Source organism: Mesoflavibacter sp. CH_XMU1404-2 (assembly GCF_037029465.1).
In the GTDB taxonomy this organism is placed as follows: Bacteria; Bacteroidota; Bacteroidia; order Flavobacteriales; family Flavobacteriaceae; genus Mesoflavibacter.
In genome coordinates this window covers 26,185-48,893 of record NZ_JAYMEM010000031.1, presented here as the reverse complement: position 1 = coordinate 48,893, position 22,709 = coordinate 26,185, and the positions used below count along the sequence as shown (strand labels likewise).

Annotated in this window: 24 protein-coding genes; 16 read left to right on the top strand and 8 right to left on the bottom strand. The window is 31.7% G+C overall.

Annotation, left to right across the window (positions count from 1 at the left end; all coding sequences use genetic code 11):
* Positions 1–6 precede the first annotated feature (6 nt).
* Positions 7–2,472 (top strand): carboxypeptidase-like regulatory domain-containing protein, encoded by a 2,466-nt coding sequence (locus tag WA327_RS14575; RefSeq protein ID WP_336070935.1) that lies wholly within the window; start codon positions 7–9, stop codon positions 2,470–2,472.
* Here WA327_RS14575 and WA327_RS14570 read toward each other — a convergent pair.
* Positions 2,469–3,899 (bottom strand): cell wall anchor protein, encoded by a 1,431-nt coding sequence (locus WA327_RS14570; protein ID WP_336070934.1) that lies wholly within the window; start codon positions 3,897–3,899, stop codon positions 2,469–2,471. The genes WA327_RS14575 and WA327_RS14570 overlap by 4 nt on opposite strands.
* Positions 3,900–4,072: 173 nt before the next feature.
* A complete protein-coding gene (locus tag WA327_RS14565) occupies positions 4,073–5,212 on the bottom strand; it encodes a cysteine desulfurase family protein (RefSeq protein WP_336070932.1) in 1,140 nt (379 codons plus the stop codon).
* 109 nt (positions 5,213–5,321) lie between these two features.
* Here WA327_RS14565 and WA327_RS14560 point away from each other — a divergent pair, with 109 nt between their 5' ends.
* The gene (locus WA327_RS14560; protein ID WP_336070930.1) at positions 5,322–6,278 is read left to right on the top strand and encodes a hypothetical protein; all 957 of its coding nucleotides are present in this window, start codon (positions 5,322–5,324) and stop codon (positions 6,276–6,278) included.
* Here the strand turns inward: WA327_RS14560 and WA327_RS14555 are convergent, their stop codons facing one another.
* Together WA327_RS14555 and WA327_RS14550 are read right to left on the bottom strand one after the other, a co-directional pair.
* Entirely contained in the window at positions 6,279–6,830 is a 552-nt protein-coding gene (locus WA327_RS14555) for a Smr/MutS family protein (protein WP_407942472.1), read from the bottom strand.
* Positions 6,827–7,027 carry a hypothetical protein gene (locus tag WA327_RS14550; protein WP_336070926.1) on the bottom strand — a complete coding sequence of 67 codons (201 nt, stop codon included), beginning with the start codon at positions 7,025–7,027 and terminating at the stop codon, positions 6,827–6,829. The genes WA327_RS14555 and WA327_RS14550 overlap by 4 nt, the downstream gene beginning before the upstream one ends.
* 173 nt (positions 7,028–7,200) lie before the next feature.
* On the opposite strand from WA327_RS14550, the gene WA327_RS14545 reads away from it, so the two are divergent.
* From WA327_RS14545 to WA327_RS14535, 3 genes are all read left to right on the top strand, one after another.
* A complete protein-coding gene (locus tag WA327_RS14545; protein WP_336070924.1) occupies positions 7,201–9,003 on the top strand; it encodes a T9SS type A sorting domain-containing protein in 1,803 nt (600 codons plus the stop codon).
* A 118-nt stretch (positions 9,004–9,121) separates the two neighbouring features.
* Positions 9,122–9,379, top strand: a complete 258-nt coding sequence (locus WA327_RS14540; RefSeq protein ID WP_336070922.1) for a DUF2752 domain-containing protein — start codon at positions 9,122–9,124, stop codon at positions 9,377–9,379.
* A gap of 1 nt (position 9,380) precedes the next feature.
* Positions 9,381–9,722 (top strand): CCC motif membrane protein, encoded by a 342-nt coding sequence (locus WA327_RS14535; RefSeq protein ID WP_106678392.1) that lies wholly within the window; start codon positions 9,381–9,383, stop codon positions 9,720–9,722.
* A gap of 64 nt (positions 9,723–9,786) precedes the next feature.
* On the opposite strand, the gene rocD is transcribed toward WA327_RS14535, so the two are convergent.
* Positions 9,787–11,067: an ornithine--oxo-acid transaminase gene (rocD, locus tag WA327_RS14530; RefSeq protein WP_336070919.1), complete on the bottom strand. Its 1,281-nt coding sequence runs from the start codon at positions 11,065–11,067 to the stop codon at positions 9,787–9,789.
* A gap of 240 nt (positions 11,068–11,307) precedes the next feature.
* Between rocD and rlmD the strand changes: the two genes are divergently transcribed.
* From rlmD to WA327_RS14515, 3 genes are read left to right on the top strand one after another with little or no spacing between them, the layout of a single operon-like run.
* A complete protein-coding gene (rlmD, locus tag WA327_RS14525; protein ID WP_336070917.1) occupies positions 11,308–12,759 on the top strand; it encodes a 23S rRNA (uracil(1939)-C(5))-methyltransferase RlmD in 1,452 nt (483 codons plus the stop codon).
* A gap of 3 nt (positions 12,760–12,762) precedes the next feature.
* Positions 12,763–13,332 (top strand): DUF6452 family protein, encoded by a 570-nt coding sequence (locus WA327_RS14520; protein ID WP_336070915.1) that lies wholly within the window; start codon positions 12,763–12,765, stop codon positions 13,330–13,332.
* Positions 13,298–14,065 (top strand): DUF6048 family protein, encoded by a 768-nt coding sequence (locus tag WA327_RS14515; RefSeq protein WP_336070913.1) that lies wholly within the window; start codon positions 13,298–13,300, stop codon positions 14,063–14,065. The genes WA327_RS14520 and WA327_RS14515 overlap by 35 nt, the downstream gene beginning before the upstream one ends.
* On the opposite strand, the gene WA327_RS14510 is transcribed toward WA327_RS14515, so the two are convergent.
* Positions 14,058–15,215 (bottom strand): THUMP domain-containing protein, encoded by a 1,158-nt coding sequence (locus WA327_RS14510; RefSeq protein ID WP_336070911.1) that lies wholly within the window; start codon positions 15,213–15,215, stop codon positions 14,058–14,060. The genes WA327_RS14515 and WA327_RS14510 overlap by 8 nt on opposite strands.
* A gap of 170 nt (positions 15,216–15,385) precedes the next feature.
* Between WA327_RS14510 and WA327_RS14505 the strand changes: the two genes are divergently transcribed.
* The 5 genes from WA327_RS14505 to WA327_RS14485 all read left to right on the top strand — a co-directional run bounded on the left by WA327_RS14505 (position 15,386) and on the right by WA327_RS14485 (position 18,790).
* Positions 15,386–16,117, top strand: coding sequence for a class I SAM-dependent methyltransferase (locus WA327_RS14505; protein WP_336070909.1), 732 nt, complete (start codon positions 15,386–15,388; stop codon positions 16,115–16,117).
* Between the two features lie 27 nt (positions 16,118–16,144).
* A complete protein-coding gene (locus WA327_RS14500; protein ID WP_336070908.1) occupies positions 16,145–16,819 on the top strand; it encodes a ZIP family metal transporter in 675 nt (224 codons plus the stop codon).
* Between the two features lie 15 nt (positions 16,820–16,834).
* The gene (locus tag WA327_RS14495) at positions 16,835–17,263 is read left to right on the top strand and encodes a DUF4268 domain-containing protein (RefSeq protein ID WP_336070907.1); all 429 of its coding nucleotides are present in this window, start codon (positions 16,835–16,837) and stop codon (positions 17,261–17,263) included.
* 70 nt (positions 17,264–17,333) lie between these two features.
* Positions 17,334–17,708 carry a hypothetical protein gene (locus WA327_RS14490; RefSeq protein ID WP_336070906.1) on the top strand — a complete coding sequence of 125 codons (375 nt, stop codon included), beginning with the start codon at positions 17,334–17,336 and terminating at the stop codon, positions 17,706–17,708.
* Between the two features lie 62 nt (positions 17,709–17,770).
* Entirely contained in the window at positions 17,771–18,790 is a 1,020-nt protein-coding gene (locus WA327_RS14485) for a TQO small subunit DoxD (RefSeq protein WP_336070904.1), read from the top strand.
* Between the two features lie 47 nt (positions 18,791–18,837).
* On the opposite strand, the gene WA327_RS14480 is transcribed toward WA327_RS14485, so the two are convergent.
* A complete protein-coding gene (locus WA327_RS14480; RefSeq protein WP_304142899.1) occupies positions 18,838–19,464 on the bottom strand; it encodes a hemolysin III family protein in 627 nt (208 codons plus the stop codon).
* Positions 19,464–20,153, bottom strand: a complete 690-nt coding sequence (locus tag WA327_RS14475) for a DUF4294 domain-containing protein (RefSeq protein ID WP_336070900.1) — start codon at positions 20,151–20,153, stop codon at positions 19,464–19,466. The genes WA327_RS14480 and WA327_RS14475 overlap by 1 nt, the downstream gene beginning before the upstream one ends.
* A 119-nt stretch (positions 20,154–20,272) precedes the next feature.
* Between WA327_RS14475 and WA327_RS14470 the strand changes: the two genes are divergently transcribed.
* The 3 genes from WA327_RS14470 to WA327_RS14460 are packed head-to-tail and all read left to right on the top strand — an operon-like array spanning position 20,273 to position 22,629.
* Positions 20,273–21,361 (top strand): M42 family metallopeptidase, encoded by a 1,089-nt coding sequence (locus WA327_RS14470; RefSeq protein ID WP_336070898.1) that lies wholly within the window; start codon positions 20,273–20,275, stop codon positions 21,359–21,361.
* 32 nt (positions 21,362–21,393) lie between these two features.
* Positions 21,394–21,945, top strand: a complete 552-nt coding sequence (locus tag WA327_RS14465; protein WP_336070896.1) for an NUDIX domain-containing protein — start codon at positions 21,394–21,396, stop codon at positions 21,943–21,945.
* On the top strand, positions 21,946–22,629 hold the full coding sequence (locus WA327_RS14460) for a PrsW family glutamic-type intramembrane protease (protein WP_336070894.1): 684 nt from the start codon (positions 21,946–21,948) through the stop codon (positions 22,627–22,629).
* Positions 22,630–22,709 lie beyond the last annotated feature (80 nt).

The window sequence follows — 22,709 nt, the reverse complement described above, 5'->3', positions numbered from 1 at the left end:
AGACCTTTGAAAAAACTAAAACTAACCTTAAAGCTTCTTTTTGTCTTAATACCAATTTTCACTTTGGCTCAAACAGCCACTATAAATGGTGTGATTTTAGATGAATTTAACCAACCTATTGAAGCTGTTAACATAAAAAGTGGAGACTTAGGAACACAAACAAATAATAATGGTTTTTTCTCTTTAAAAATACCTGCAAACACAGATGTTACAGTTGTTTTTTCTCATGTATCACTTAAAAATGTAGAAGCGACTTTCAACTTAAAAAATGGTGAAATTTTCGAGTTTAACCCAGTAATGAAAGAAGATGCTGTACAGATTTCAACTGTTGTTTTAAGCGGAAAAAAACGAAAAGATGTTGAAGGTATTGTTACCATAGCGCCAGAAGTGCTACTTAAAATTCCTGGTGCGCAAGCTGGTGTAGAAAATCTTTTAAAAACCTTACCTGGTGTAAGCAGTAATAACGAGTTAAGTACACAATACTCGGTACGTGGTGGAAATTATGATGAAAACCTTATTTATGTTAATGGTATTGAAGTCTATCGTCCATTTTTAATCCGCTCTGGACAACAAGAAGGTTTAAGCTTTGTCAACTCTGATTTAGTAAGTAATATCGAATTTTCTGCTGGTGGATTTCAAGCTAAATATGGCGATAAATTGTCTTCAGTTTTAGATATCACTTATAAAAAGCCAACCGAATTTGGTGTTGCTGCAGATTTAAGCCTTTTAGGTGGAAGTTTAGCGGTTGAAACAGCTAGTAAAGACTCAAAATTTACTGGTATTGTTGGTTTAAGATACCGAGATAATAGCTTATTGGTAGATGCACAAGAAACAGAAACCAACTTCAACCCTACTTTTGCAGATCTTCAAAGTTATTTCACTTACAGATTTACCGATAAATTTGAACTTAGCTTTTTAGGAAATGCGTCCTTAAACGACTACGATTATATTCCGCTTACTCGTCAAACCAACTTTGGTACATTAGATAATCCGTTAGCATTAGTCGTAAGATATGAAGGCCAAGAAAAAGATCAATACCAAACATTATTTGGAGCTTTAAGTGCTAATTATAAAGTAAATGACGATTTAGACTTAAGTCTTGTTACCTCTACTTACCACACAACTGAAGAAGAGTATTTTGACATATTAGCACAATATGCTTTAGGTGAAGTAAACAGTAATATTGGCGATGATAATTTTGGTGAAGTCGAATTTGCAGAAGGTATTGGAAGCCAACTTAACCATGGTCGTAACGATTTAGATGCGTTAATTTCTACCATAGAAGCAAAAGGAACTTACACTAAAAATGAAAACGAATTTAAGTTTTCAATTAAATATACAAATGAAGATATTAGAGACCGATTAGTAGAATGGGAAGTTATAGATTCTGCAGGATTTTCTATAAATCCACCAAGTTCTGATGCGTTTAACGAGCAACCTTATGAGCCTTACCAAGGTCCTTTAGAAGCCTATCAAAACGTTAGAGCTACTAATAGTACAGTTATAAATCGTCTGCAAGCATATGTACAATGGAGTTTACGCAGTAAAATTGGCGAACACGATGTTTGGTACAATGCTGGTGTAAGAAGTCATAGTTGGACTGTAGATGACGCGTTAAGCAATCAATCTGTTAGTCAATCTGTATTTTCTCCGCGTGCGCAATTTGCCATAAAGCCTAACTGGGATAAAGATATGCTGTTTAGAATAAGTGGAGGATTATATTACCAACCACCATTTTACAGAGAATTACGTGATCGATTTGGTGTTGTTAATGCAGATGTTAAAGCACAAAAATCTATACATTTAGTTGTTGGGAATGATTATAGCTTTAAAATTTGGGACAGACCTTTTAAATTAACTAGTGAAGCGTATTACAAAAAACTAACCGATGTTAATCCATACACATTAGAAAATGTTAGAATAAGATACAGAGCAAATAATAATGCAGAAGCTTATGCATACGGATTAGATTTACGTTTAAATGGTGAGTTTGTTCCTGGTACCGAAAGTTGGTTTAGTTTTGGATATTTAAAAACCGAAGAAAACATTAATGATAGAGGCTACATACCTAGACCAACAGATCAACGACTAAAGTTTGCTGCGTTATTTCAAGATTATGTACCAAACATACCTAGTATGAAAATGTACTTAAATTTAGTATACAATACAGGTTTACCTGGCGGCTCACCAAGTTATGCAGATCCTTACGTATACCAAAACCGCTTACCAGACTACAAACGTGCAGATGTCGGATTACAATTTGTATTAGTTGATAAAGACAAACAATTTGATAGTGGTTGGAAAAAACCGTTTAAAGAATTGTCTTTTGGCTTTGAAATATTTAATGTTTTTAATGTACAAAACTCTATAACCAACACATGGGTTAGAGATGTGTACAGTAAACGTCAATATGCTATACCCAATTATTTAACACCAAGAGTGTTTAATGTAAGAACAACTATGAGATTTTAGTTTATACTTAAATTTTCAGAAAAAATCACTAAATCATCGTCTCCAGAACCTGTTAATCTCTGCACGTGCAGCTCTACAACATCGTTAGTGTTTAAAATGGTATTTTGATTAATTGCAACGTTTTGAATTTGCGCATTAGAATCTATATATACAATAGATCTAGATTCTGTTAAAACTGTTCCGTTTTTCGCTATATAAAATGCATAAAAATTACCTGCAGCATTAATTACTCTTACTGATAATGTAGCATTAATTTGAAATTGCCTACTTTTTAAACCTTCATATTGCAATCCATTATTTCCTCCATTCGTAGTGAACCTAAATAAATTATTACTAGCAAAAGTACCGTTACCTTCCACTTCTACTGCTATTCCATCACTTATTTCCTGAGTAAAACCACTAGTTACGGCTCCATTATAATAAAAATTACCAGCTGCAACTGCATCTTTTTCTACTGGTATTCCTGCACAATCAACATCCCAATCGGTATTAAAATTATAATTAGTATAAGTTCCTGGTCCATTTATATAATTACCGCCTCCAAAAAAGTCTACAGTTCTTAATGTGCCTCCTCCTGTTAAAGATGTTATACCTACTACATCTATTGCTGCTGTAGCACCTACAACTTCACTAAACCCACCTTGTTTTGCTATAACTTCAAAATTACCAACAAAGGTTTGATAAGTACCTGAATTACTCCCATCCCAACCTTCAGAATTAAGAAGTAATTGATTTATATTTGTAAAAACTATACCTGTAGTATTACCAACATATTGTACAATACTAAAAAAGACTAAATTAAATCCTGTAATACTACCAACAGAAGCAGAATTAACAATAAAAGCATCTCTTAAAATTAAATTTTGGGTATTAGTTATTTCAGATAAATTAAAAACTGAACCTGCAGAAGCTTGTAAAGTTAAGTTTCTAACAGATCCACCTGTATCTCCTTCAAATATATTTCCTGTAGTCCTTAATAAAATATCATTATTAGTATCTTCTCCTGCTACATAGGCGTTATTTAGCTCTATTGGATAAGACAGCGTTATAAGTCCATTAATTTCGTAATATGTGTTTGAGTCTAGAAGATAAGTTGTGCCACTACCAGCAACTAACTCGGCAGCTAAATCGGCTTCACTTTTAATTAATTTGTAATTATTACGTTGAGATGACGATAGAGGTTGCCAAGAAGTACTATCGTAAAAATAAAACAAGCCAAAATCTGTGTCGTATACCAATAATCCATTTGCAGGATTTGTTATTGCGTTACGTTGTGCAGTTGTCATTCTAGGAGTTAGCATTCCTAAGGTAGAAGATTCAATTTCTAAGATAGATGATGGATCCGGAGTTGTTGTACCTATTCCTACTTGTGAATAGTTTAAAGTATATAACAACACAGCCATCAAAAAAAGTAATTTCTTTTTCATAGCAGTAATTTTTTAAATGAATATGCGTGTATTTTAAATTTATGGAATATCTCACACTCAGAAGAATTTTTGTTGTGATATTATCCTTACAAAAGCTTAACTTTAGTATTATTTTAAGAATTTAGAAATATTATTAAAACATCTTTAACAAGAGTATTCTTTCAAAATAGATTTCAAAACAAATCTTTCAAAACAGCTAATAAATAATCTATATCCTCTTTAGTATTAAATTTACTGAAAGAAATACGTAAAGATGCTTTTTTCAAATCTTCATCATCTAAAATAGCCTCTAAAACATGACTGTTTTTTGTGCTTCCACTTTGGCAAGCACTACCACGTGAACATGCAATTCCTTTTAAATCTAAATGAAACTGAATCATCGTTGCATTTTTAGATAGTTCTGGTAATCTAAAATTGATAATGGTATAAGTACTTTTTTCTAAATCATCACATTGTCCATTAAATAAAATAGATGGTATTACAGACTTTAACTGCTCTAAACAATAGACTTTTAAATTAGTGATGTGTTCTTTATCGTTTTCAAGATTTTGATAGGCTATTTTAAATGCTGTTTCTAAGCCTGCTATATTATGAATAGATTCTGTTCCCGCACGTTGACCTCGCTCCTGCTCGCCTCCAAAAATCATTGGATGTAAACCAGAATTTTTTCTAATAAAAGCAAATCCAACACCTTTTGGTCCATGAAATTTATGTGCGCTTACAGCTATAAAATCTACTTTTATAGCTTCTAAATCTAAATTGTAATGTCCAATAGATTGTACTGTATCACTATGGAATAATGCATTATTAGCTTGGCATAAATCGGCTACTTTTTTAATATCTAAAATGTTACCAATTTCATTATTAACATGCATTAAGCTTACTAAAACATTTTCTTTACTTTCTAGTGTTTCACTTAATTGATTGTAATTAATTTGCCCGTTTTCATCTAAATCTAAAAAGACTATTTCTATAGCATAGTTTTTACTTAAATAATTAACAGTATTTAAAACAGCATGATGCTCAATTTTTGTAGTAATAATTGTTTTTACTCCAAGATCTTTTACTGCACTTTGGAGAATTAAATTATCTGCTTCGGTACCACCAGAAGTAAAAATAATTTCAGATGAAGACACATTTAACTGCTTAGCTATGGTTTTTCTAGCTTGTTCTACTATAGCTTTAGCATTACGACCGTAATTATGTGTCGAAGATGGATTGCCATAAGTTTCTGTTAAAACTTTTGTCATCACATCTACAACTTCTGGTAATATAGCTGTTGTGGCGGCATTATCTAAATAGACAGATTTCATCTAAAATTCACTTTAATTATACGCAAAAATACTTTAAATAAAATTAATTGTTAATGGTTGCGTTATAAGTTTGGCAATTCTGTTATTTTTGTTTTTTAAAATTGAAATTATGCGCAAAATATTTGCTTTATCTATACTTTGTTTATCTCTTTTTACCTGTGATGATGGAGATATTATTACTAGCGAATTAGAGTTTGATGATACCTTTAGAGCTTGTGGTGATTTGGTGATTTATAAAACAAACCCAAGTCAAAGTCTGACTTTACAAATTACTGGTAGTGAATTTGTTATAAGCAACTTAATTCAAACTGAAGTACATCCTGACAACCCAAACAGATTACAGTTAGTCAACACAGAATACGACCAAAATAATGTAGGTGGTAACCATACTTTTAAATACAGAAGTTACGCCTCTTCTACCGAAGGAATTTTTTGCAACGATGTGCCACCAGATAATATCCAAATTACAGAAGACTATACCTCTAGCGGAGATTTTACCTTTTTTGTAACTTTAATTGAAGATGATAACGACGGTATTCCTGCATATTTAGAAGATTTAAATGGAAACGGAGATTTAAATGACGATGATACTGATGGTGATGGTATCCCAAATTATATGGATCCAGACGATGACGGTGACAATGTACTAACTATAAGTGAAGGAGTAACTTTTGAAGAAGGAATGACTTTAGCCGAACTGGAAGCTAATGCTTTAGATACTGACGGAGATGGCATACCAAATTACAGAGATAATGATGATGATGGTGATGGTACACTAACCATTGACGAAGAAAACGCAACAACACAAGACAACAACCCTACTAATGATGTAACAGACCCTAACGCTGGTCCTGATTATCTAAACGATCAAGTTACAACACCTTTACTGGCTACGTCTTACAGACAACATACTATTTATAATACTTTTGAAGTAAGAATGATAGCATACGGTTTAGATTTTTCATCATTTCAATATCAAACCTATGATTTTGGTAATTTAATTGATATTAGTAATACAAACGACTTTGATTTAAGCAGTACAAGAAATATCACTCCTGAATTTTAATTAAGCATTCTGATAAATATAAACTTCAGTTGCGCCTAGACCATATTTTTTGTAGTCTGCATCGTAGTATTTAATATTATCATAACGACTAAAAAGTGTTTCTAGCTCCATTTTTAAGACGCCTTCACCAATTCCGTGAATAAAGACTACTTTTTGGATGCGCTTTTTAATAGCAAACTCCAACTGTCGTCTTGCGGTATCTAATTGAAGATTAAGTTTATCAAAATTACTCATACCACGCTCGTTGTCAATTAGTTTATGTAAGTGTAAATCGACTTCTAGTTTTGGTTGATATCGCTCTTTAGGTTTTATTTTTTGAGTATTTCGTCTTTTTTTCTCTGTTTTTTCAGAAAGAATTTCATTAATACTAGCTAATTTAAAAGCATCTTGGTTTATAGATTTAGAACCAGTTTTAACCAATTCATTGGCATTAAAATCTAAGTCAAAACCTTCATCAGTTTCAATAGTAACTGTATTGCCGTTTATAGCCGTTATTGTTCCAGATAGAACATCATCTAAAACCTCTACTTTATCTCCAATTTTTAACATTATTCTTCTTCGTCTTCTGGTTCGGATTCAACAAAAGTTTGCTTATTTTTTTTACTAGGTATAGTTGCTTGTAGCTTGTAAATACCAAACATTAAAATTACAATTCCTAGTACAAGTAAAAAAATATTTTGTTTCTCGTTAGCATTAGCATAAAAGGCTATAATTCCGCCAATTAGTATAAAAATATAATTCTTATTCATTCGTAATATATCTTGGAAACAAAATTAAAGGTTTTAAAATTAAGATTTAGTAGTAATTTTATCGATAAATTTTGTACATTAAAAGAGCAATAAATACATTTCATCTAAAAATCATTTTAAATATCTAGTTATTAGATGATTTTAGTATTTTTGCTTGTCAAATGTAAATTACTATGAAAATACTTTACTTAACTATTTTATCTGTTTTTTTCTGTCAATTATCTTTAGCCCAATTAACAGTTAGAAACGATGCTTACATTTTTGCTACCGATATTGAAGTGTATGTAGAAGATGATGTAAATTTAACAGAAACAAACTCTACTTTTTATTTAAGAGACGAAGCACAATTAATTCAAGGTCCTGGTAACACAGGTAACTCTGGTGTTGGTAAACTTAGTGTTTATCAAGAAGGGACTGTAAATCAATATGCCTACAATTATTGGGCTTCTCCTGTAGGAAATGTTGATGCAAACAGTACTGGTAACAGAGCATTTACACCTAACAAAAACATTTACGACGTTGTAGATCTAACTAACAGTAATCTTGCTGGTTACTCTACTACAGGATATAACGGAACAAGTTCTCCTTTAAATATAGAAGATTATTGGATTTGGACATATAATCCAGGTACTAACTATAGTGATTGGGATTATGTTGGGGAATCTGGTACAGTAGATGCTGGTTATGGTTTTACTATGAAAGGAACAGATGCAGGCAACCAACAATACGATTTTAGAGGGAAACCTAACGAAGGTGAAATACTTGTAGATATAGAACCTGGACAAGAAACTTTAATAGGTAACCCTTATCCATCTGCTTTAGATGCAGCTTTGCTAATTCATGATCCTGCTAATTCAGGTCTTTTAGAAACCGCAACACTTTATTATTGGGAACAAGATCAATCTATTGCATCTCACAACTTAACGGCTTATTCTGGTGGTTATGCTTCTTATACAATTACAGATGCAACTCTAGGTAATTTTGGTACATTTACACCTGCAACTTTTAAAACTTACAATGCAGACGGCACTATTAACACAATTAGTGGAACACCTTCTTCTTCTATAAAAGAGGCTAGAAGATTTATTCCTATTGGCCAAGGTTTTATGATTAAAGGAAATCCTGCAGCTCCTTCTAATTCTCATTTATTAATATCAGACAGTCACCGTGTGTTTTATAGGGAATCTGCTGCTAATAGTGAATTTTTTAGAACAGCTCAACAAACTGAATCTCCCACAACAAATCAAGACGATCAATATACTGTAGACGGATTAACTATAGTACCTGCAGATTTTAAACGCTTTAGATTAAATATAGATTTTAACGAAACCTATACACGCCAATTATTACAAAACTTTCATAATACAGCAACACCTAACGAAGATTACGGTTTAGAAAGTAGAATGTATGAGTCTTTAAACTCTGATGCATATTGGCCTCAAAACACAAAAAAATTAGTAGCTCAAGCTAATGCTTATGATTTAAATTTAGCTATTCCTGTAGTTTTAAATCTTAATAATCAACAATTAATTAGGTTTAGAATATTTGATGTGCAAAATTTTGATAACAATCAACCTATTTACATACATGATAAAGTAAATGATACTTACGTAAACTTACAGTCTCAAAACTTCGAAATTAACTTACCTGCTGGTAATTATACTGATAGATTTGAAGTTGTTTTTGTAGAAGCTAATACGTTATCTACTGATGAATTTGCTGATAATAACTTTAACGTAATTCAAAATAACAATACATCTGAATTAGTAGTTTTAAACCCTAAAAAGCTTGATATAGAAAATATTAAACTATACGATGTTTCTGGTAAAATTATCTTTAACAAAATTATAAAAAACAACAACGAGCGTTTAAGCTATTCTACTAAAAACTTAAGTGATGGAGTATATTTAGTACAAACTACACTTTCTAACAGTAATACAACAACTAAAAAGGTTATTGTAGCTAATAAAAAATAGATAGACATAAAATTTTATTTAAAAAGGCTTTTACAAATTGTAAAAGCCTTTTTTATTTTACTAAATTTAAATTTTAAATAGTAAAATGGAAGATTTAAATAACTACATGCTGCCTTGTATGAATAAGCAAGTCTTAGGATTTGAATGTCCTGGTTGTGGTATACAAAGATCTGTCACTTTAGTATCTCAAGGTAAATTGGTAGATGGTTTTTTGATGTATCCTGCAATCTACACGCTATCTCTTCTTGGTATAGTTATATTAGTATCTGTTTTCTATAAATTTAAATATTCAACAAAAATCATTTCTATATTAGCTATTATTAGTATTGTATTAATTTTAACTAACTTTATATATAATTTAATTAACCACACTTAAAATGAAAAAAAGACTCAACCCAACCTTAGTTTATGTACTTTCAATTGTCGGTTTATTATGCTGCTGTTTTGGCGGATTAGGTTTTATCCTATCTGGTTCAGGATTTTTAGTAGCTAATAACTCCTTAAAAAATGCACAATTAAACCCTGAAGATTACGAAGCAGGTCCTAAACAATATAACCAAATGAAAACAGCTAAAACGGTAGCTTTAATAATTACTATTATTAACGTTATCTATTTATTAGTTACAATTTACAGAATTTACACTGTTGGATGGGACGAGATACAAGAACAATTTAGACAAACAATGGAGCAGTATGAAGCACAACAAGCTGCTCAATAATTACATATTCTTATAAAATAAAAAAGGCGACCAAATTGGTCGCCTTTTTTATATAAATATAGCTCTATTTTTCAAAAGCTTCTAAAGTTTTTGTAATGATAGATACACAATCTAATAATTGTTCTTTAGTCATTACTAATGGCGGTGCAAACCTAATTATGTTTCCATGTGTTGGTTTTGCTAGTAAGCCATTATCACGTAATGCTAGACAAATATTCCAAGCGGTATCACTGTCTTCATCGTCATTAATAACTATTGCGTTTAGTAAACCTTTTCCTCTTACTAAATTAACAATGTTACTAGTTTCTATGTATTTATTGATTTCTGCTCTAAATAACTCACCTAAATCAAAAGCTTTCTGTGCTAAGTCTTCTTCTTTTACAACTTCTAAAGCTGCTATAGCTACAGCTGCTGCAACTGGATTACCTCCAAAAGTACTTCCGTGGTTACCAGGTCTAATCACGTTCATCACATTATCATTTGCTAAAACAGCACTTACTGGATATGCGCCACCACTTAATGCTTTACCTAAGATTAAAACATCTGGTTTTACTTCTGGTGTACCAGAACAATTTTTATCCTCACAAGTACAGTTACCACAAGTTGCTAATAATCTTCCTGTACGGGCAATACCTGTTTGCACTTCGTCTGCAATAAATAATACGTTGTATTTTTCGCAAAGTGCTTTTGCTTTTGCTAAATAATCGTCGCTTGGCACATAAACACCAGCTTCACCTTGTATAGGTTCTACTAAAAACCCTGCTACGTTTTTATTTTGTTTTAAAGCCTCTTCTAATTGCTCTAAATTATCGTAATCTATTTTGATAAATCCATTTGTATAAGGACCAAAATTTTTGCGTGCTACGGGATCATTTGAAAATGAAATGATAGTCGTTGTACGTCCATGAAAATTGTTTTTACAAACAATTATTTCAGCCTCATTTTCATCTATGTTTTTAACTTCATAAGCCCACTTTCTACAGATTTTTAAAGCAGTTTCTACAGCTTCTGCTCCTGTATTCATTGGTAATAATTTATCAAAACCAAAATACTCTGTCGCATATTTTTCATAACGACCTAACATGTCATTATAAAATGCTCTTGAGGTTAAGGTTAAGTTTTTTGCTTGCTCGGTCATTGCATCTACAATTTTTGGATGACAATGTCCTTGGTTTACAGCAGAGTAAGCCGATAAAAAATCGTAATACTTCTTACCTTCTACATCCCAAACGTAAACACCTTCTCCTTTACTTAATACTACTGGTAACGGATGATAATTATGCGCTCCATACTTGTTTTCTAAATCCATCGCTTCTTGCGACGTTAATTGGTCTAAAACAGCCATTTTTATAAATTTTTAAAGTGAAAAAATAACCATTCCTTATCTACCTTTATCCTTTCGAAAAGTCTCGAAAATTCAGCGTGGGAAAGAAATCATCCCTAGAAGTTGCAAAATAATAAATATTACTAGCCTTTAAAAACATTTTTAGTTGGATTTAACGATATTCTGGTTTTCAACTTAAAAAAGTTAAAAAATCATAATTCTAATTTCCAAAATCGAAATTGCTTTGCTTACTTTTGCAGCATGTCTAGAAGAGATCGAAATAAATTTGTAAAACGTGGTCAGCTTATCGATTTAGATATTGTAGATTACGCTTTTGGCGGCAAAGGAATTGCCCGTATAAACAACGAATTAGGAAACTTTGTGCTTTTTGTACCTAACACTTTACCTGGTCAAAAAGTTAAAGCTCGTGTGGTAAAATCAAAAAAGAAATACGCCGAGTGTAAGTTAATTGATGTACTACAAAAATCTCCTGATGAAGTTCATTTAAACTACCATGAAATTTCTGGTGCGCCATACATTAACTTACCAATCGAAAAACAACACCAATACAAGTACACCAGTACAATGGATTTGTTTAAAAAGATTGGAAAAGTGACCGAAATTGAAGATTATTTTGATGAGTTTGTGGCGTCTCCTAACCTATTCCATTATCGTAATAAAATGGAATATAGCTTTTCTGCAATTGGTTACGATCATGATAAAAACACAGATGTAGACGAGTTTACTCTTGGTTTTAAACGTCGTGGTACGTGGTGGATTGGTGACAACCTAGATAAAGACAGCGGTATTTTTGATAAAGAATTAGAAGATAATTTAATTAAAATTAAAGAATACTGTGAAGCTACAGGTCTTGCTCCTTGGCATGCACCAAAACGCGAAGGTTTTTTTAGGTACTTAGTGGTTAGAAAATCGTTTAAAACTAATCAGCTATTATTTAATTTGGTAACTACTTCTGATGGATTAGATCAATTTGATCTCAATGCATTTGCTCAGTTTTTAGTATCGCTTTTTAATGATAGAGTTGCTGGTTTTTTACATACTATAAATGACGAGCAAGGTGACCGTACCATCGCTACAACGGGTAGTATTACTCTTATTTATGGTGAAGACAAAATAGTTGAAGAACTTCTTGGATTAAACTTTGAAATTAGCATGAAAAGCTTCTTTCAAACCAATCCAAAATCTGCCGAAAAACTATACCAAAAAGTTGTAGATTATGCTTTAGAAGATAAAGAAGCTGTAGATAACTCGGTAGTTTTAGACCTGTTTTGCGGTACTGGTACCATTGGACAAATCATTGCTTCAAAAAGTAATAACACCAAGATTATTGGAGTAGATATCGTAGCTTCTGCAATAGAAGATGCTAAATTAAATGCCAAAAGAAATAATATAGACGGACTTGAGTTTTATGCCGAAGATGTTGGCAAATTCTTAAGTAAATACCCACAATACCAAAACAAAATTCAGACAATAATATTAGATCCTGCTCGTTCTGGAATTGCACCAAAAACCTTAAACAAAATCATAAATTTAAATGCAAAACGCATGGTTTATGTATCTTGTAATCCTGCAACACAAGCAAGAGATACAGAAACCTTGATTAATGCAGGTTTTAAATTAAAAAAGATAAGTTTAGTCGATCAGTTTCCACACACATCACACATAGAAACGGTTGTACTATTTGAAAAATAAACTATGAAAAAACTATTAACGCTATTATTGGTGTTACCGCTTTTAACCACTTGTGAACGAGACGATTTATGTCCAGAAAGTTCTCCTACAACACCAAATATGATTATTGATTTTGTAGATAATAACATCATAGAAAATTCTAAAAATGTATTTGGTTTAGTTGTTTTAGGTATTGATGATCCAAGTGTGTTTCCTTTAAATACAAGCGTTCCTGAAGACTCTAACTTAAGAGGCGTTTCAGGTGAAGATACTAATCAAATATTTTTACCATTAAAAACTACCGAAGATCAAACACATTTTATTTTAATCAGTGAATTTGAAATTGATGATAACGGTACATCTGATAATTTAGCAGACGACTTTTTTACAGGAAACCAAGAATTAGTCACGATAAACTACACAAGAAATGATGTTTATGTATCAAGAGCTTGTGGTTACAAAACTATATTTGAAAACGTTGCAACAACTTTAGATGAAGGTACAGATGGACAATGGATTTTTCAAACAATACCTCAAAACGATAATTTAATAATTGAAGATGAAACAACTACACACTACACTTTTTCTCATTAGTCTTGTTTGTAGCGTTTGGTCTTCTAACGCTCAAGACACCATACAAATACCAACAGAAAACGCTAATAAATTACAATACGGTTTACGTATTGGTGCAGATGCAGGAAAATTAATTAGATCGGCTTTAGACGATGAGTATAAAGGCTTTGAAATTGTTGGTGATTACCGATTAACAAAAAGTTGGTATTTAGCTGGTGAGTTAGGTACTGAAGAAAAAACAACTACTAACGATTACTTAAGCGTTACTGCTTCTGGCAGCTACTTTAAAGCTGGTGCAGACTATAATATGTACGACAACTGGTACGGTATGGACAATATGATTTATGCAGGTTTTAGAGTTGGTGCTAGTACATTTAGCCAAACCAGAAATAACTATACAGTTTATAATACCAATCAATATTGGGGCGAACAAAACTCTTCTAACGAAAGTGTTAAATTTGGAGGCTTATCTGCCATTTGGGTAGAACTTCAAATAGGTATAAAAGCCGAAGTTTTAAACAATTTATACGTTGGTATTAATGGACAGTTAAAAAGCATGATTAGTCAAGACGAACCTGAAAACCTGCAAAACCTATACGTACCAGGTTTTTACAAAACTTTTGACTCTAACAGTATTGGTATTGGATATGGTTATACTGTTTCTTATATGATTCCTTTGTTTAAAAAAGCTAAAACAAAGAAAAAGAAAGAAGAAGAATTACCAGAAAACACTGAAAAAGATACTACTAATTAAACTTCGCTTTCTTACTACCTTCATAAATTTGATATTTAACCAATCTAGATTCTAGTTTTGCGTTAAATAATTTAATTTTTCTTGAAGGTCTTAAACCTACATGTTTTAAAGCCTCTAAATTAGAAGTAATAAACCAAGCATCTGTATTTGGATAGTTTTGTTTTAAGGTGTCTCCTATTTGTTTGTAAAACTGTTCCATTTGTATATCTAAACGCTCGCCATAAGGTGGATTAAAAACCATGTGTAACTTTTGCTCTCCGCCAGGTCGTTGGGTTTTAAAGAAGTCTTCGTGTTTTATAGTTATAAACTCGTCTAAATGTGCGTTTTTAATATTTTCTTTCGCTTTATGCACAGCACTTGGTGACTTATCATAACCAATAATTTTATGATGAAAATCTCTTGTTTTCTTCAATAAAGATTCTTCAATTTTTTCAAATAAATCAACATCCCAATCTTCCCATCGTTCAAAAGCAAACTCTTTTCGCATTAAGTTTGGCGGTATGTTACAAGCTATCATAGCAGCTTCGGCTAACATCGTACCACTACCACACATCGGATCCATAAAATCACTTTGTCCGTCCCAACCAGAAAGCATAATTAAACCTGCAGCTAGTACTTCGTTTATAGGCGCAATATTGGTGGCTAACTTATAACCACGTCTGTGTAAAGATTCGCCAGAAGTATCTAAAGAAATAGTACAAACAGAGCGATCGATATGTACATTAATTTTTAAATCAGGAAAACGCAAATCTACATTTGGCCTAACACCACCATTATCTCTAAATCGGTCAACAATAGCATCTTTTGTTTTTAAAGCAATAAATTTTGAGTGTGTAAAGTGTTTAGAATGTACTGTGGCATCTATGGCTAAACTACCTGTAGCTTTTAAGTATTTTTCCCACTTAATATTATACACTTGTTTGTATAAATCTTCTTCGTTAGATACTCTAAAAGTTTTTATTGGTTTTAAAATTTTTATTGCCGTACGCAAAGCCAAATTGGCTTTATACATAAACCCTTTGTCTCCAACAAAGGACACGTTACGTACGCCTGCTTTAACATCTTGTGCACCAAGTTGTTTTAATTCTTTTACCAATAATTCTTCAAAACCAAATAAGGTTTTGGCTACCATGTTGAAATTTTCTTCCATTATAAACGTCTAATACTTTGCAAAAATACTCTATTTTTGTGGGAAACATAACCTTTGTTGATAATTGGGTTAAGGATTGAGCAATTTGTTTGAGCTCCTTGCAAAGAGCGAGTTGCGAAAGCCTGGTAAACTGTAGCCTAAGCGAAAGTTTAAACCCCAAAATTAATTTTATGACAAACAGTACAAAAAAATGGTATGCCTCTTGGTTTGACACACCATTTTATCATATACTTTATAAAGACCGCGATTATGCCGAAGCGGAAGCTTTTATGACCACCTTAACCAACTATTTAAATTTACCGGAACAGGCTAAAATTTTAGATTTGGCTTGTGGTAAAGGCAGACATAGTATCTTTTTAAATAAGTTGGGTTATGACGTTATTGGTGCCGATTTATCTGAAAACAGCATTGCGCACGCTAAACAGTTTGAAAACGATACACTACATTTTAAAGTGCATAATATGTGTTTGCCTTACGGCGAAACCTTTGATGCAGTGTTTAACCTATTTACTAGCTTTGGATATTTTGAAAATGAAAGTGATAACCTGTCGACAATAAAAGCTATTAAAGCCGATTTAAATGAATTTGGATTTGGCGTTATTGATTTTATGAACAGTAATTACGTGATCAATAATTTAGTTGAAAAAGATACCAAAACGGTTGATGGTATTGAATTTACTATGACACGTCGCGTTGAAAACGGTTACATTATTAAAGATATTTCTTTTACTTTTGAAGATGAAGATTACCTCTTTCAAGAACGTGTAAAAGCCTTTACTCTTAATGATTTTGAAAAATTATTTGAAAAAGCTGGTGTATATTTATTAGACGTATTTGGAGATTATAAGCTAAATAAATTTGATGCTAAAAACTCTGAAAGATTAATCATGATTTTTAAATAATCTAAACACGACCGCTAAGTCTTCTTTATGTTAAATATTATATTACCCATATTAAGTGTTGTTTTAGGTTTTTTAATTGTACTAATTTTTAAACCTAAAAAATCGGCTAACCTTAAGTTATTATTAGCTTTTAGTGGTGCTTTTTTATTATCTATTACCGTTTTTAACTTTTTACCAGAAGTATACCATCATAACCATAATAAGCCTATCGGTCTATTTATTATGGCTGGTATTTTGCTACAAATTGTTTTAGAATTTTTCTCTAAAGGTGCAGAACACGGACATGTACACATCCATAAAGATAGAGTAAATTTTCCTTGGTTGTTATTTATTAGCTTAAGTATGCATAGCGTTTTAGAAGGTATACCTATCCATGCGCATGAGCAGTTATTATATGGTGTCATCATTCATAAATTGCCCGTTGCTATCATTTTAAGTTCGTTTTTTATAGGATCTAAAATAAGTACTCCTAAAATAGTCATGTTTTTAGGCTTGTTTGCTATTATGACGCCTCTAGGAACGTATTTATCTGATACTTTTGAGTTTTTTACCACCTATTTTTATGAGATTTCAGCCTTAGTTATTGGTATCTTTTTACACATTAGTACTACTATTTTATTTGAAAGTAATGAAGGGCATAAATTTAACATCGTTAAACTAAGCACCATAGTTCTAGCAATTATTATTGCTTACTTTGTTTAAAAACTAATTCTAATTATGTTTTCTAAAGAAGAATCAAGGCAATTAAAACAAGAATTTTGGACCAGTTTTGGGAAATCTTTCCCAAGAAAATGGATTTTATACAACACCAAACTTAAAGGTGCTAGCTTTAAATTTCATTTTGATAACAAAAAAGCTTTAGTTGCATTAGATCTTGAAGATAGCTTAGAACATCGTATTAAATATTGGGAAAAACTGGTAGCACTTCAATCTATTTTAAAAGATGAGTTTTTACCAGAAGCCATATATGAAGAAGCCTTTTTTTTAGAAAACGGAAAAGAAATCTCTCGTGTCTATGTCCCTTTAGGGCATAAAGTATCTATCCATAACAAAAACACATGGCAGGAAGTTATGGTGTTTTTTAATGACATTATGAGTCGTTTTGAAGCTTTCTTTTTAGAGTATAAAGATATTATTGAAGGTTAATTTTAATCAATAACCTAATATTAAGAAAAGTTTAATAAGCGGCACAAAACCTTATTAGTACTTTTACGATATGAAAATAAGCGCAACTAATAAAATAATATCATGGTTATCTGTAGTTAGCCTTGCTTTTTTATTATTAGTATCGCCGTGTAAGGTTCGTAATTTTTTTCAAGTAGAACTTGGTTTACCTCAAACTGAAGTATCTAACAAAAACAAATCTACTTTTAGCAACTACAGTTGTAACAATTTAGAGGTTAACGTTATAAAACTTTCAACATCAAAAAGTAATTCGCAACAGATTGCAATATTTCCTGATGTATTAAACTATAACTTCGTATTAGTTGAAAATAAAAGCGTAAACACACAACTTCAAGCAGCACAAACTACTTCTACTGCTCCTCTTCCACTTTATATTTTATACCAAAATTTTAAAGATTATCTGTAATTGTTTATGACACAAAACACGTTAGATCGTGAATCATAAATAATAACTTACTGATAATAAAAATGAATAAAATAAATTTAAAAAATGATGCTGGGCTAATGGCTTTAGCATTACGACTTGTTGTAGGTTGGACCTACTTTTCTGCATTTTGGAGACGAACTGTATTAGCCGAAAAACTGGATCCAGAATTAGCTGGATATATTGGTGTAAAATTCAATCACTTTTTACCACATGCCTTAGGCATAAAACCTATTATTAAATATCTAGTTGAAAACCCAGATGCTCTATGGATTAATATGGTTGTATTTACCATAATTGAAGGTCTTGTTGGTTTATTTATCATGTTTGGGCTATTTACAAGATTGATGAGTATTGGTGTCTTTAGTTTAGCTTTAGGTATTCTTTTAGCATCAGGTTGGATTGGTACAACATGTTTAGACGAATGGCAAATAGGTATTTTAGGTATAGCCACAGGTTTTGTACTATTTTTAACTGGTAGTGGCAAATATGCGCTAGACAATTACTTGTTAAACAAGAATATATCTTTTACCAAAAAGAAGTGGTTTAATTGGTTAGGATCTGGTAACATTCCTATTAAAAACAACAACTTCCCTAAAGTTGTTTTGATTGGATCTGTATTTATTTTTGGTTTAACATTAGCTACCAATCAAATCTTTCATGGTGGATTATGGGGAACACTTCATAATAAATCTATAAAACCTAAAGTTGAAATTACAGAAGGATTATTTAACCATAATACAATTAGTTTTGATGTATTTAGAACTGAAGGTGTTGATGTTTATGGCGCTTGGATTATTAAGTTAGAACTATTAGATAATCAAAACCAAAAAATATATCAACTAGACCAAAATGCCTTATCACAACTAAATGATAAAAACATTTCTAATTACTACATAGCCAAAGTCAAACCTGGCAAACATAGCCTTATCCTACCGTTAGGCGCCAAAGCTAAATTGACTTTTGAAGATGATATTTTTACTAAACTTCCTAAAGGAAACTACACTATCAAACTAACAGATATTAGCGGTGCTTTCTGGGAATATTCTATAAAAAACAAATAGTATCATTATAATGAAAACAACGGTTTACATATTGTAAATCGTTGTTTTTAAACCACAAAAAACAATACCATAAAGAAGTGACAAATAGCTCCTGCCAATACAAAAAGGTGCCAAATTACGTGGTTATAAGGTATTTTTTCAATCGCATAAAAAACAATACCAACGGTATATGCTAATCCGCCAGCCATTAATAGGATAATTCCATTTGCTGGCATAAGACTATTTAATGTTGAAAAATCAAATACAATAAGCCAACCCATAACTAAATATAAGATGGTTGAAAACGCTTCAAAACGACCTGTATAAAATAGTTTAAGAATAACACCAAATGCTGCAATAGCCCAAACAATATAAAACAGTAACCAACCTTTACTCTGCTCTAAAGTTATAAGTAAAACTGGTGTGTAAGTTCCTGCTATTAATAGATAAATACTAATGTGGTCAACAATCCGGAAGTAATGTTTCTTTTTCTCGTCTGTAAAACTGTGATACATGGTAGATGCTGTAAACAATATAATTATTGAAATACCATAAACAATCACACTAAACAGACTAAACTCGGTCTTTTTTGTTTCAAAAATGATTAATAAAATTAAGGCAACAATACCAAAAATAGCACCAATTGCATGTGTAATTGCATTAAGTTGCTCTTCAAAAGGTGTTTGTTTTCTCATTAATCTTCTGTTGATTCTGTTTTTTTATCTGCCCATTTATCACTAAGTTCAAAATAGTCAAACTCTACCGATGGTGCTCGTAATTCTAATAAACCACTTTGTTTAGCTCTTATCAAAATATCTTCAATGTAGAAGTCTTCTTTAACGTTTATTGGGTCAAATTCACGCTTTAAAGAAATATCAAACAAGCTTGCAGTAGTATTAAACCAAAAGGCACGCCAACCGCTACGTAATTCTTTTATTAAATCAAAAGTAGTCTGTCCTGTTTGTCTGTGAATTAACTTAACTAAGATTTGACCTTCGGTACGTGTTAGTTTTTTAAGTTCTTCAGAAAATTCTTCTTCAATATATTTCTGAACTTTTCTTGCATAACTTCGCTTATCTCCTTTTCTGTCCAATGTTTTTAAACGTGCATTTAACGTCTCTAATCGCTCGGCTGCCAATTTAGCATAAGGGTAAACCTTTAATGTTTTTCGCCTTAAAATATAGTAACGGTATCGTTCTTCTTTACTGTTGAAATGTAAACTTGGTAGTAAAAGAATTTCATCTAAATAAATAGATTTTTTTGGTATAGAATCGCCTTCAATAATGATAAAATCTACATCTGTAGAATCTTTCACTATAATATCTTCTTCTTGTGCAAAAAGCCAAAAAGGAAATAAAAGACTTAAAAAAAGTAGTTTTTTCATACCATTATTACTGCTAAAACCATTCCAATTTTAGATGTTAATACAAAATTAATAATTAACGCTTCTCTAACTATTAAATAACTGTGAATATTGTTATTTTAGACAAAAATTAATTAAAAATGGCAAAAAAATCGATACTTAATAAAAAGTCAATGGACTTTTTAGAAAAATATTTAAATAATGCTGCGCCTACGGGTTACGAATGGGACGGACAAAAGTTATGGATGGATTATCTAAAACCTTATGTAGATGAATTTATCACGGATACTTACGGTACTGCTGTTGGCGTTATTAATCCAGACGCTAAATACAAAGTTGTTATAGAAGGGCATGCAGACGAAATCTCTTGGTACGTTAACTATATTTCTGATAACGGACTTATTTATGTCATCAGAAACGGTGGTAGCGACCATCAAATTGCACCAAGTAAAATTGTAAATATCCATACAAAAAACGGTATTGTAAAAGGTGTATTTGGTTGGCCTGCAATACATACACGTAATAAAGCTAAAGAAGAAGCTCCAAAACCAGATAACATTACTATTGATATAGGTGCAAAAGATAAAGAAGAAGTCTTAAAAATGGGTATTCATGTAGGTTGTGTAATTACCTATCCAGATGAGTTTCATATCCTAAATGGAGATAAATTTGTTTGTCGTGCATTAGATAACCGTATGGGTGGATTTATGATTGCGGAAGTGGCACGTTTATTACACGAAAACAAAAAGAAATTACCTTTTGGATTATACATTACTAACTCTGTACAAGAAGAAATTGGGCTTCGTGGTGCAGAAATGATTACACAAACCATTAAACCTAATGTTGCTATCGTTACAGATGTTACGCACGATACAACAACACCAATGATTGACCGTAAAAAAGAAGGTCATTTAGAAATTGGACTTGGTCCTGTTGTGGCTTATGCACCTGCAGTACAACAAAAGTTACGCGACTTAATTACAGATACTGCCGAAGCTAAAAAAATCCCATTCCAACGTAGTGCCTTAAGCAGAGCTACTGGTACAGATACAGATGCTTTTGCTTACAGTAATGGCGGCGTTGCTTCTGCATTAATTTCTTTACCATTACGCTACATGCATACTACAGTAGAAATGGTACATAAAGATGATGTAGAAAACGTAATCAAGTTAATTTACGAAACGTTACTTAAAATTGAAGACGGAGAAACATTTAGTTACTTTAAATAATAAATTCCCACGAAAGTGGGAATCTTTTTTTAATGGAAGAATACATAGACATAGTCACCAAATCAGGTAAACCAACAGGTAAATCTGCTACAAAAACCGAAATACACAAAAAAGGTTGGTATCATAATACCGTACACATTTGGTTATATACTTCTAAAGGAGAAATTTTACTACAGCAACGTGCTGCTAGTAAAGCTATTTGTCCGCTACTTTGGGACGTTAGTGTTGCCGGACATATTGATGCAGGTGAAACTATTGAAAGCGGAGCCATTAGAGAAATTAAAGAAGAAATTGGGCTTAAAATACAAGAAGACGACTTAGAAAAAATTGGTGTATTTCCTTGTTTTCAAACCTATCCAAATGGAATGATTGATAACGAATTTCATCATACATTTATAGCAAAATTAATCGTTGATTTATCTGAATTAACTCCTCAAAAAGAAGAAGTTGAAGCTTTAAAATTGGTAAGCACTTCTCAATTTAAAGACTTATTAGATAATAACGATAAAAACGGACACTTTGTTTCTAGTAATTATGATTATTACATTACCGTTTTAAAAGCCATAACCAAAAAAACACATTAAATGTCAGTCATACAACTTATCATTATGGCTTTAGCACCAATTTTTACGGTGATTGCCTATATCTACTTTAAAGACAAATATGAAAAAGAGCCTACTAAACTCTTGGTTATTTCCTTTTTCCTTGGTGCTATTGTTAGCGTTATCATTACTACGGTGTTTTACATATTCTTTAATAACTTTTTACCTTTAGTAGATAAACTAAGTGTTTGGGAGCAGTTTAAACAAGCCTTTTTTGTTGTAGGCTTCTCCGAAGAGTTAAGTAAATACCTAATTGTATTGTTATTTGCTCAGCGTCATAAAGAATTTAACGAGCCTTTTGATGGCATAGTCTACGCCGTAATGGTTTCTATGGGTTTTGCTGCAACCGAAAATATAATGTATGTATTGCAACACGGTGCTAGCACTGCACTTTTAAGGGCATTTACAGCTGTACCTGCTCACGCTACATTTGGTATTTTAATGGGATATTTTATGGGTATGGCAAAATTTAAACCTAATAAGCTTTTTCTAAACCTTTGTGGTTTGTTGTTAGCTATTGTTTTTCATGGTGCTTACGATTTCTTTTTATTTATAAATTTTATACCTGGTATTTGGGTTGGAGCATTTATATCTCTAGCCTTAGGATTATTCTTATCAAGAAAAGCTATAAAACGTCACCAAAAAGGATCTTTTTTTAAAAACTAACAACTATGTCTTTTTAGCAAATAATACTTTATAACTTGGGATAAAAAATGTATTTATCAGTATCTTTACAAGTAATTAAA

Coding starts and splice junctions, on each gene's coding strand:
- WA327_RS14570 (WP_336070934.1), bottom strand. CDS start 3,899: ATGAAAAAGAAATTACTTTTTTTGATGGCTGTGTTGTTATATACTTTA.
- WA327_RS14565 (WP_336070932.1), bottom strand. CDS start 5,212: ATGAAATCTGTCTATTTAGATAATGCCGCCACAACAGCTATATTACCA.
- WA327_RS14560 (WP_336070930.1), top strand. CDS start 5,322: ATGCGCAAAATATTTGCTTTATCTATACTTTGTTTATCTCTTTTTACC.
- WA327_RS14550 (WP_336070926.1), bottom strand. CDS start 7,027: ATGAATAAGAATTATATTTTTATACTAATTGGCGGAATTATAGCCTTT.
- WA327_RS14545 (WP_336070924.1), top strand. CDS start 7,201: ATGAAAATACTTTACTTAACTATTTTATCTGTTTTTTTCTGTCAATTA.
- WA327_RS14540 (WP_336070922.1), top strand. CDS start 9,122: ATGAATAAGCAAGTCTTAGGATTTGAATGTCCTGGTTGTGGTATACAA.
- WA327_RS14535 (WP_106678392.1), top strand. CDS start 9,381: ATGAAAAAAAGACTCAACCCAACCTTAGTTTATGTACTTTCAATTGTC.
- rocD (WP_336070919.1), bottom strand. CDS start 11,067: ATGGCTGTTTTAGACCAATTAACGTCGCAAGAAGCGATGGATTTAGAA.
- rlmD (WP_336070917.1), top strand. CDS start 11,308: ATGTCTAGAAGAGATCGAAATAAATTTGTAAAACGTGGTCAGCTTATC.
- WA327_RS14520 (WP_336070915.1), top strand. CDS start 12,763: ATGAAAAAACTATTAACGCTATTATTGGTGTTACCGCTTTTAACCACT.
- WA327_RS14515 (WP_336070913.1), top strand. CDS start 13,298: ATGAAACAACTACACACTACACTTTTTCTCATTAGTCTTGTTTGTAGC.
- WA327_RS14510 (WP_336070911.1), bottom strand. CDS start 15,215: ATGGAAGAAAATTTCAACATGGTAGCCAAAACCTTATTTGGTTTTGAA.
- WA327_RS14505 (WP_336070909.1), top strand. CDS start 15,386: ATGACAAACAGTACAAAAAAATGGTATGCCTCTTGGTTTGACACACCA.
- WA327_RS14500 (WP_336070908.1), top strand. CDS start 16,145: ATGTTAAATATTATATTACCCATATTAAGTGTTGTTTTAGGTTTTTTA.
- WA327_RS14495 (WP_336070907.1), top strand. CDS start 16,835: ATGTTTTCTAAAGAAGAATCAAGGCAATTAAAACAAGAATTTTGGACC.
- WA327_RS14490 (WP_336070906.1), top strand. CDS start 17,334: ATGAAAATAAGCGCAACTAATAAAATAATATCATGGTTATCTGTAGTT.
- WA327_RS14485 (WP_336070904.1), top strand. CDS start 17,771: ATGAATAAAATAAATTTAAAAAATGATGCTGGGCTAATGGCTTTAGCA.
- WA327_RS14480 (WP_304142899.1), bottom strand. CDS start 19,464: ATGAGAAAACAAACACCTTTTGAAGAGCAACTTAATGCAATTACACAT.
- WA327_RS14475 (WP_336070900.1), bottom strand. CDS start 20,153: ATGAAAAAACTACTTTTTTTAAGTCTTTTATTTCCTTTTTGGCTTTTT.
- WA327_RS14470 (WP_336070898.1), top strand. CDS start 20,273: ATGGCAAAAAAATCGATACTTAATAAAAAGTCAATGGACTTTTTAGAA.
- WA327_RS14465 (WP_336070896.1), top strand. CDS start 21,394: ATGGAAGAATACATAGACATAGTCACCAAATCAGGTAAACCAACAGGT.
- WA327_RS14460 (WP_336070894.1), top strand. CDS start 21,946: ATGTCAGTCATACAACTTATCATTATGGCTTTAGCACCAATTTTTACG.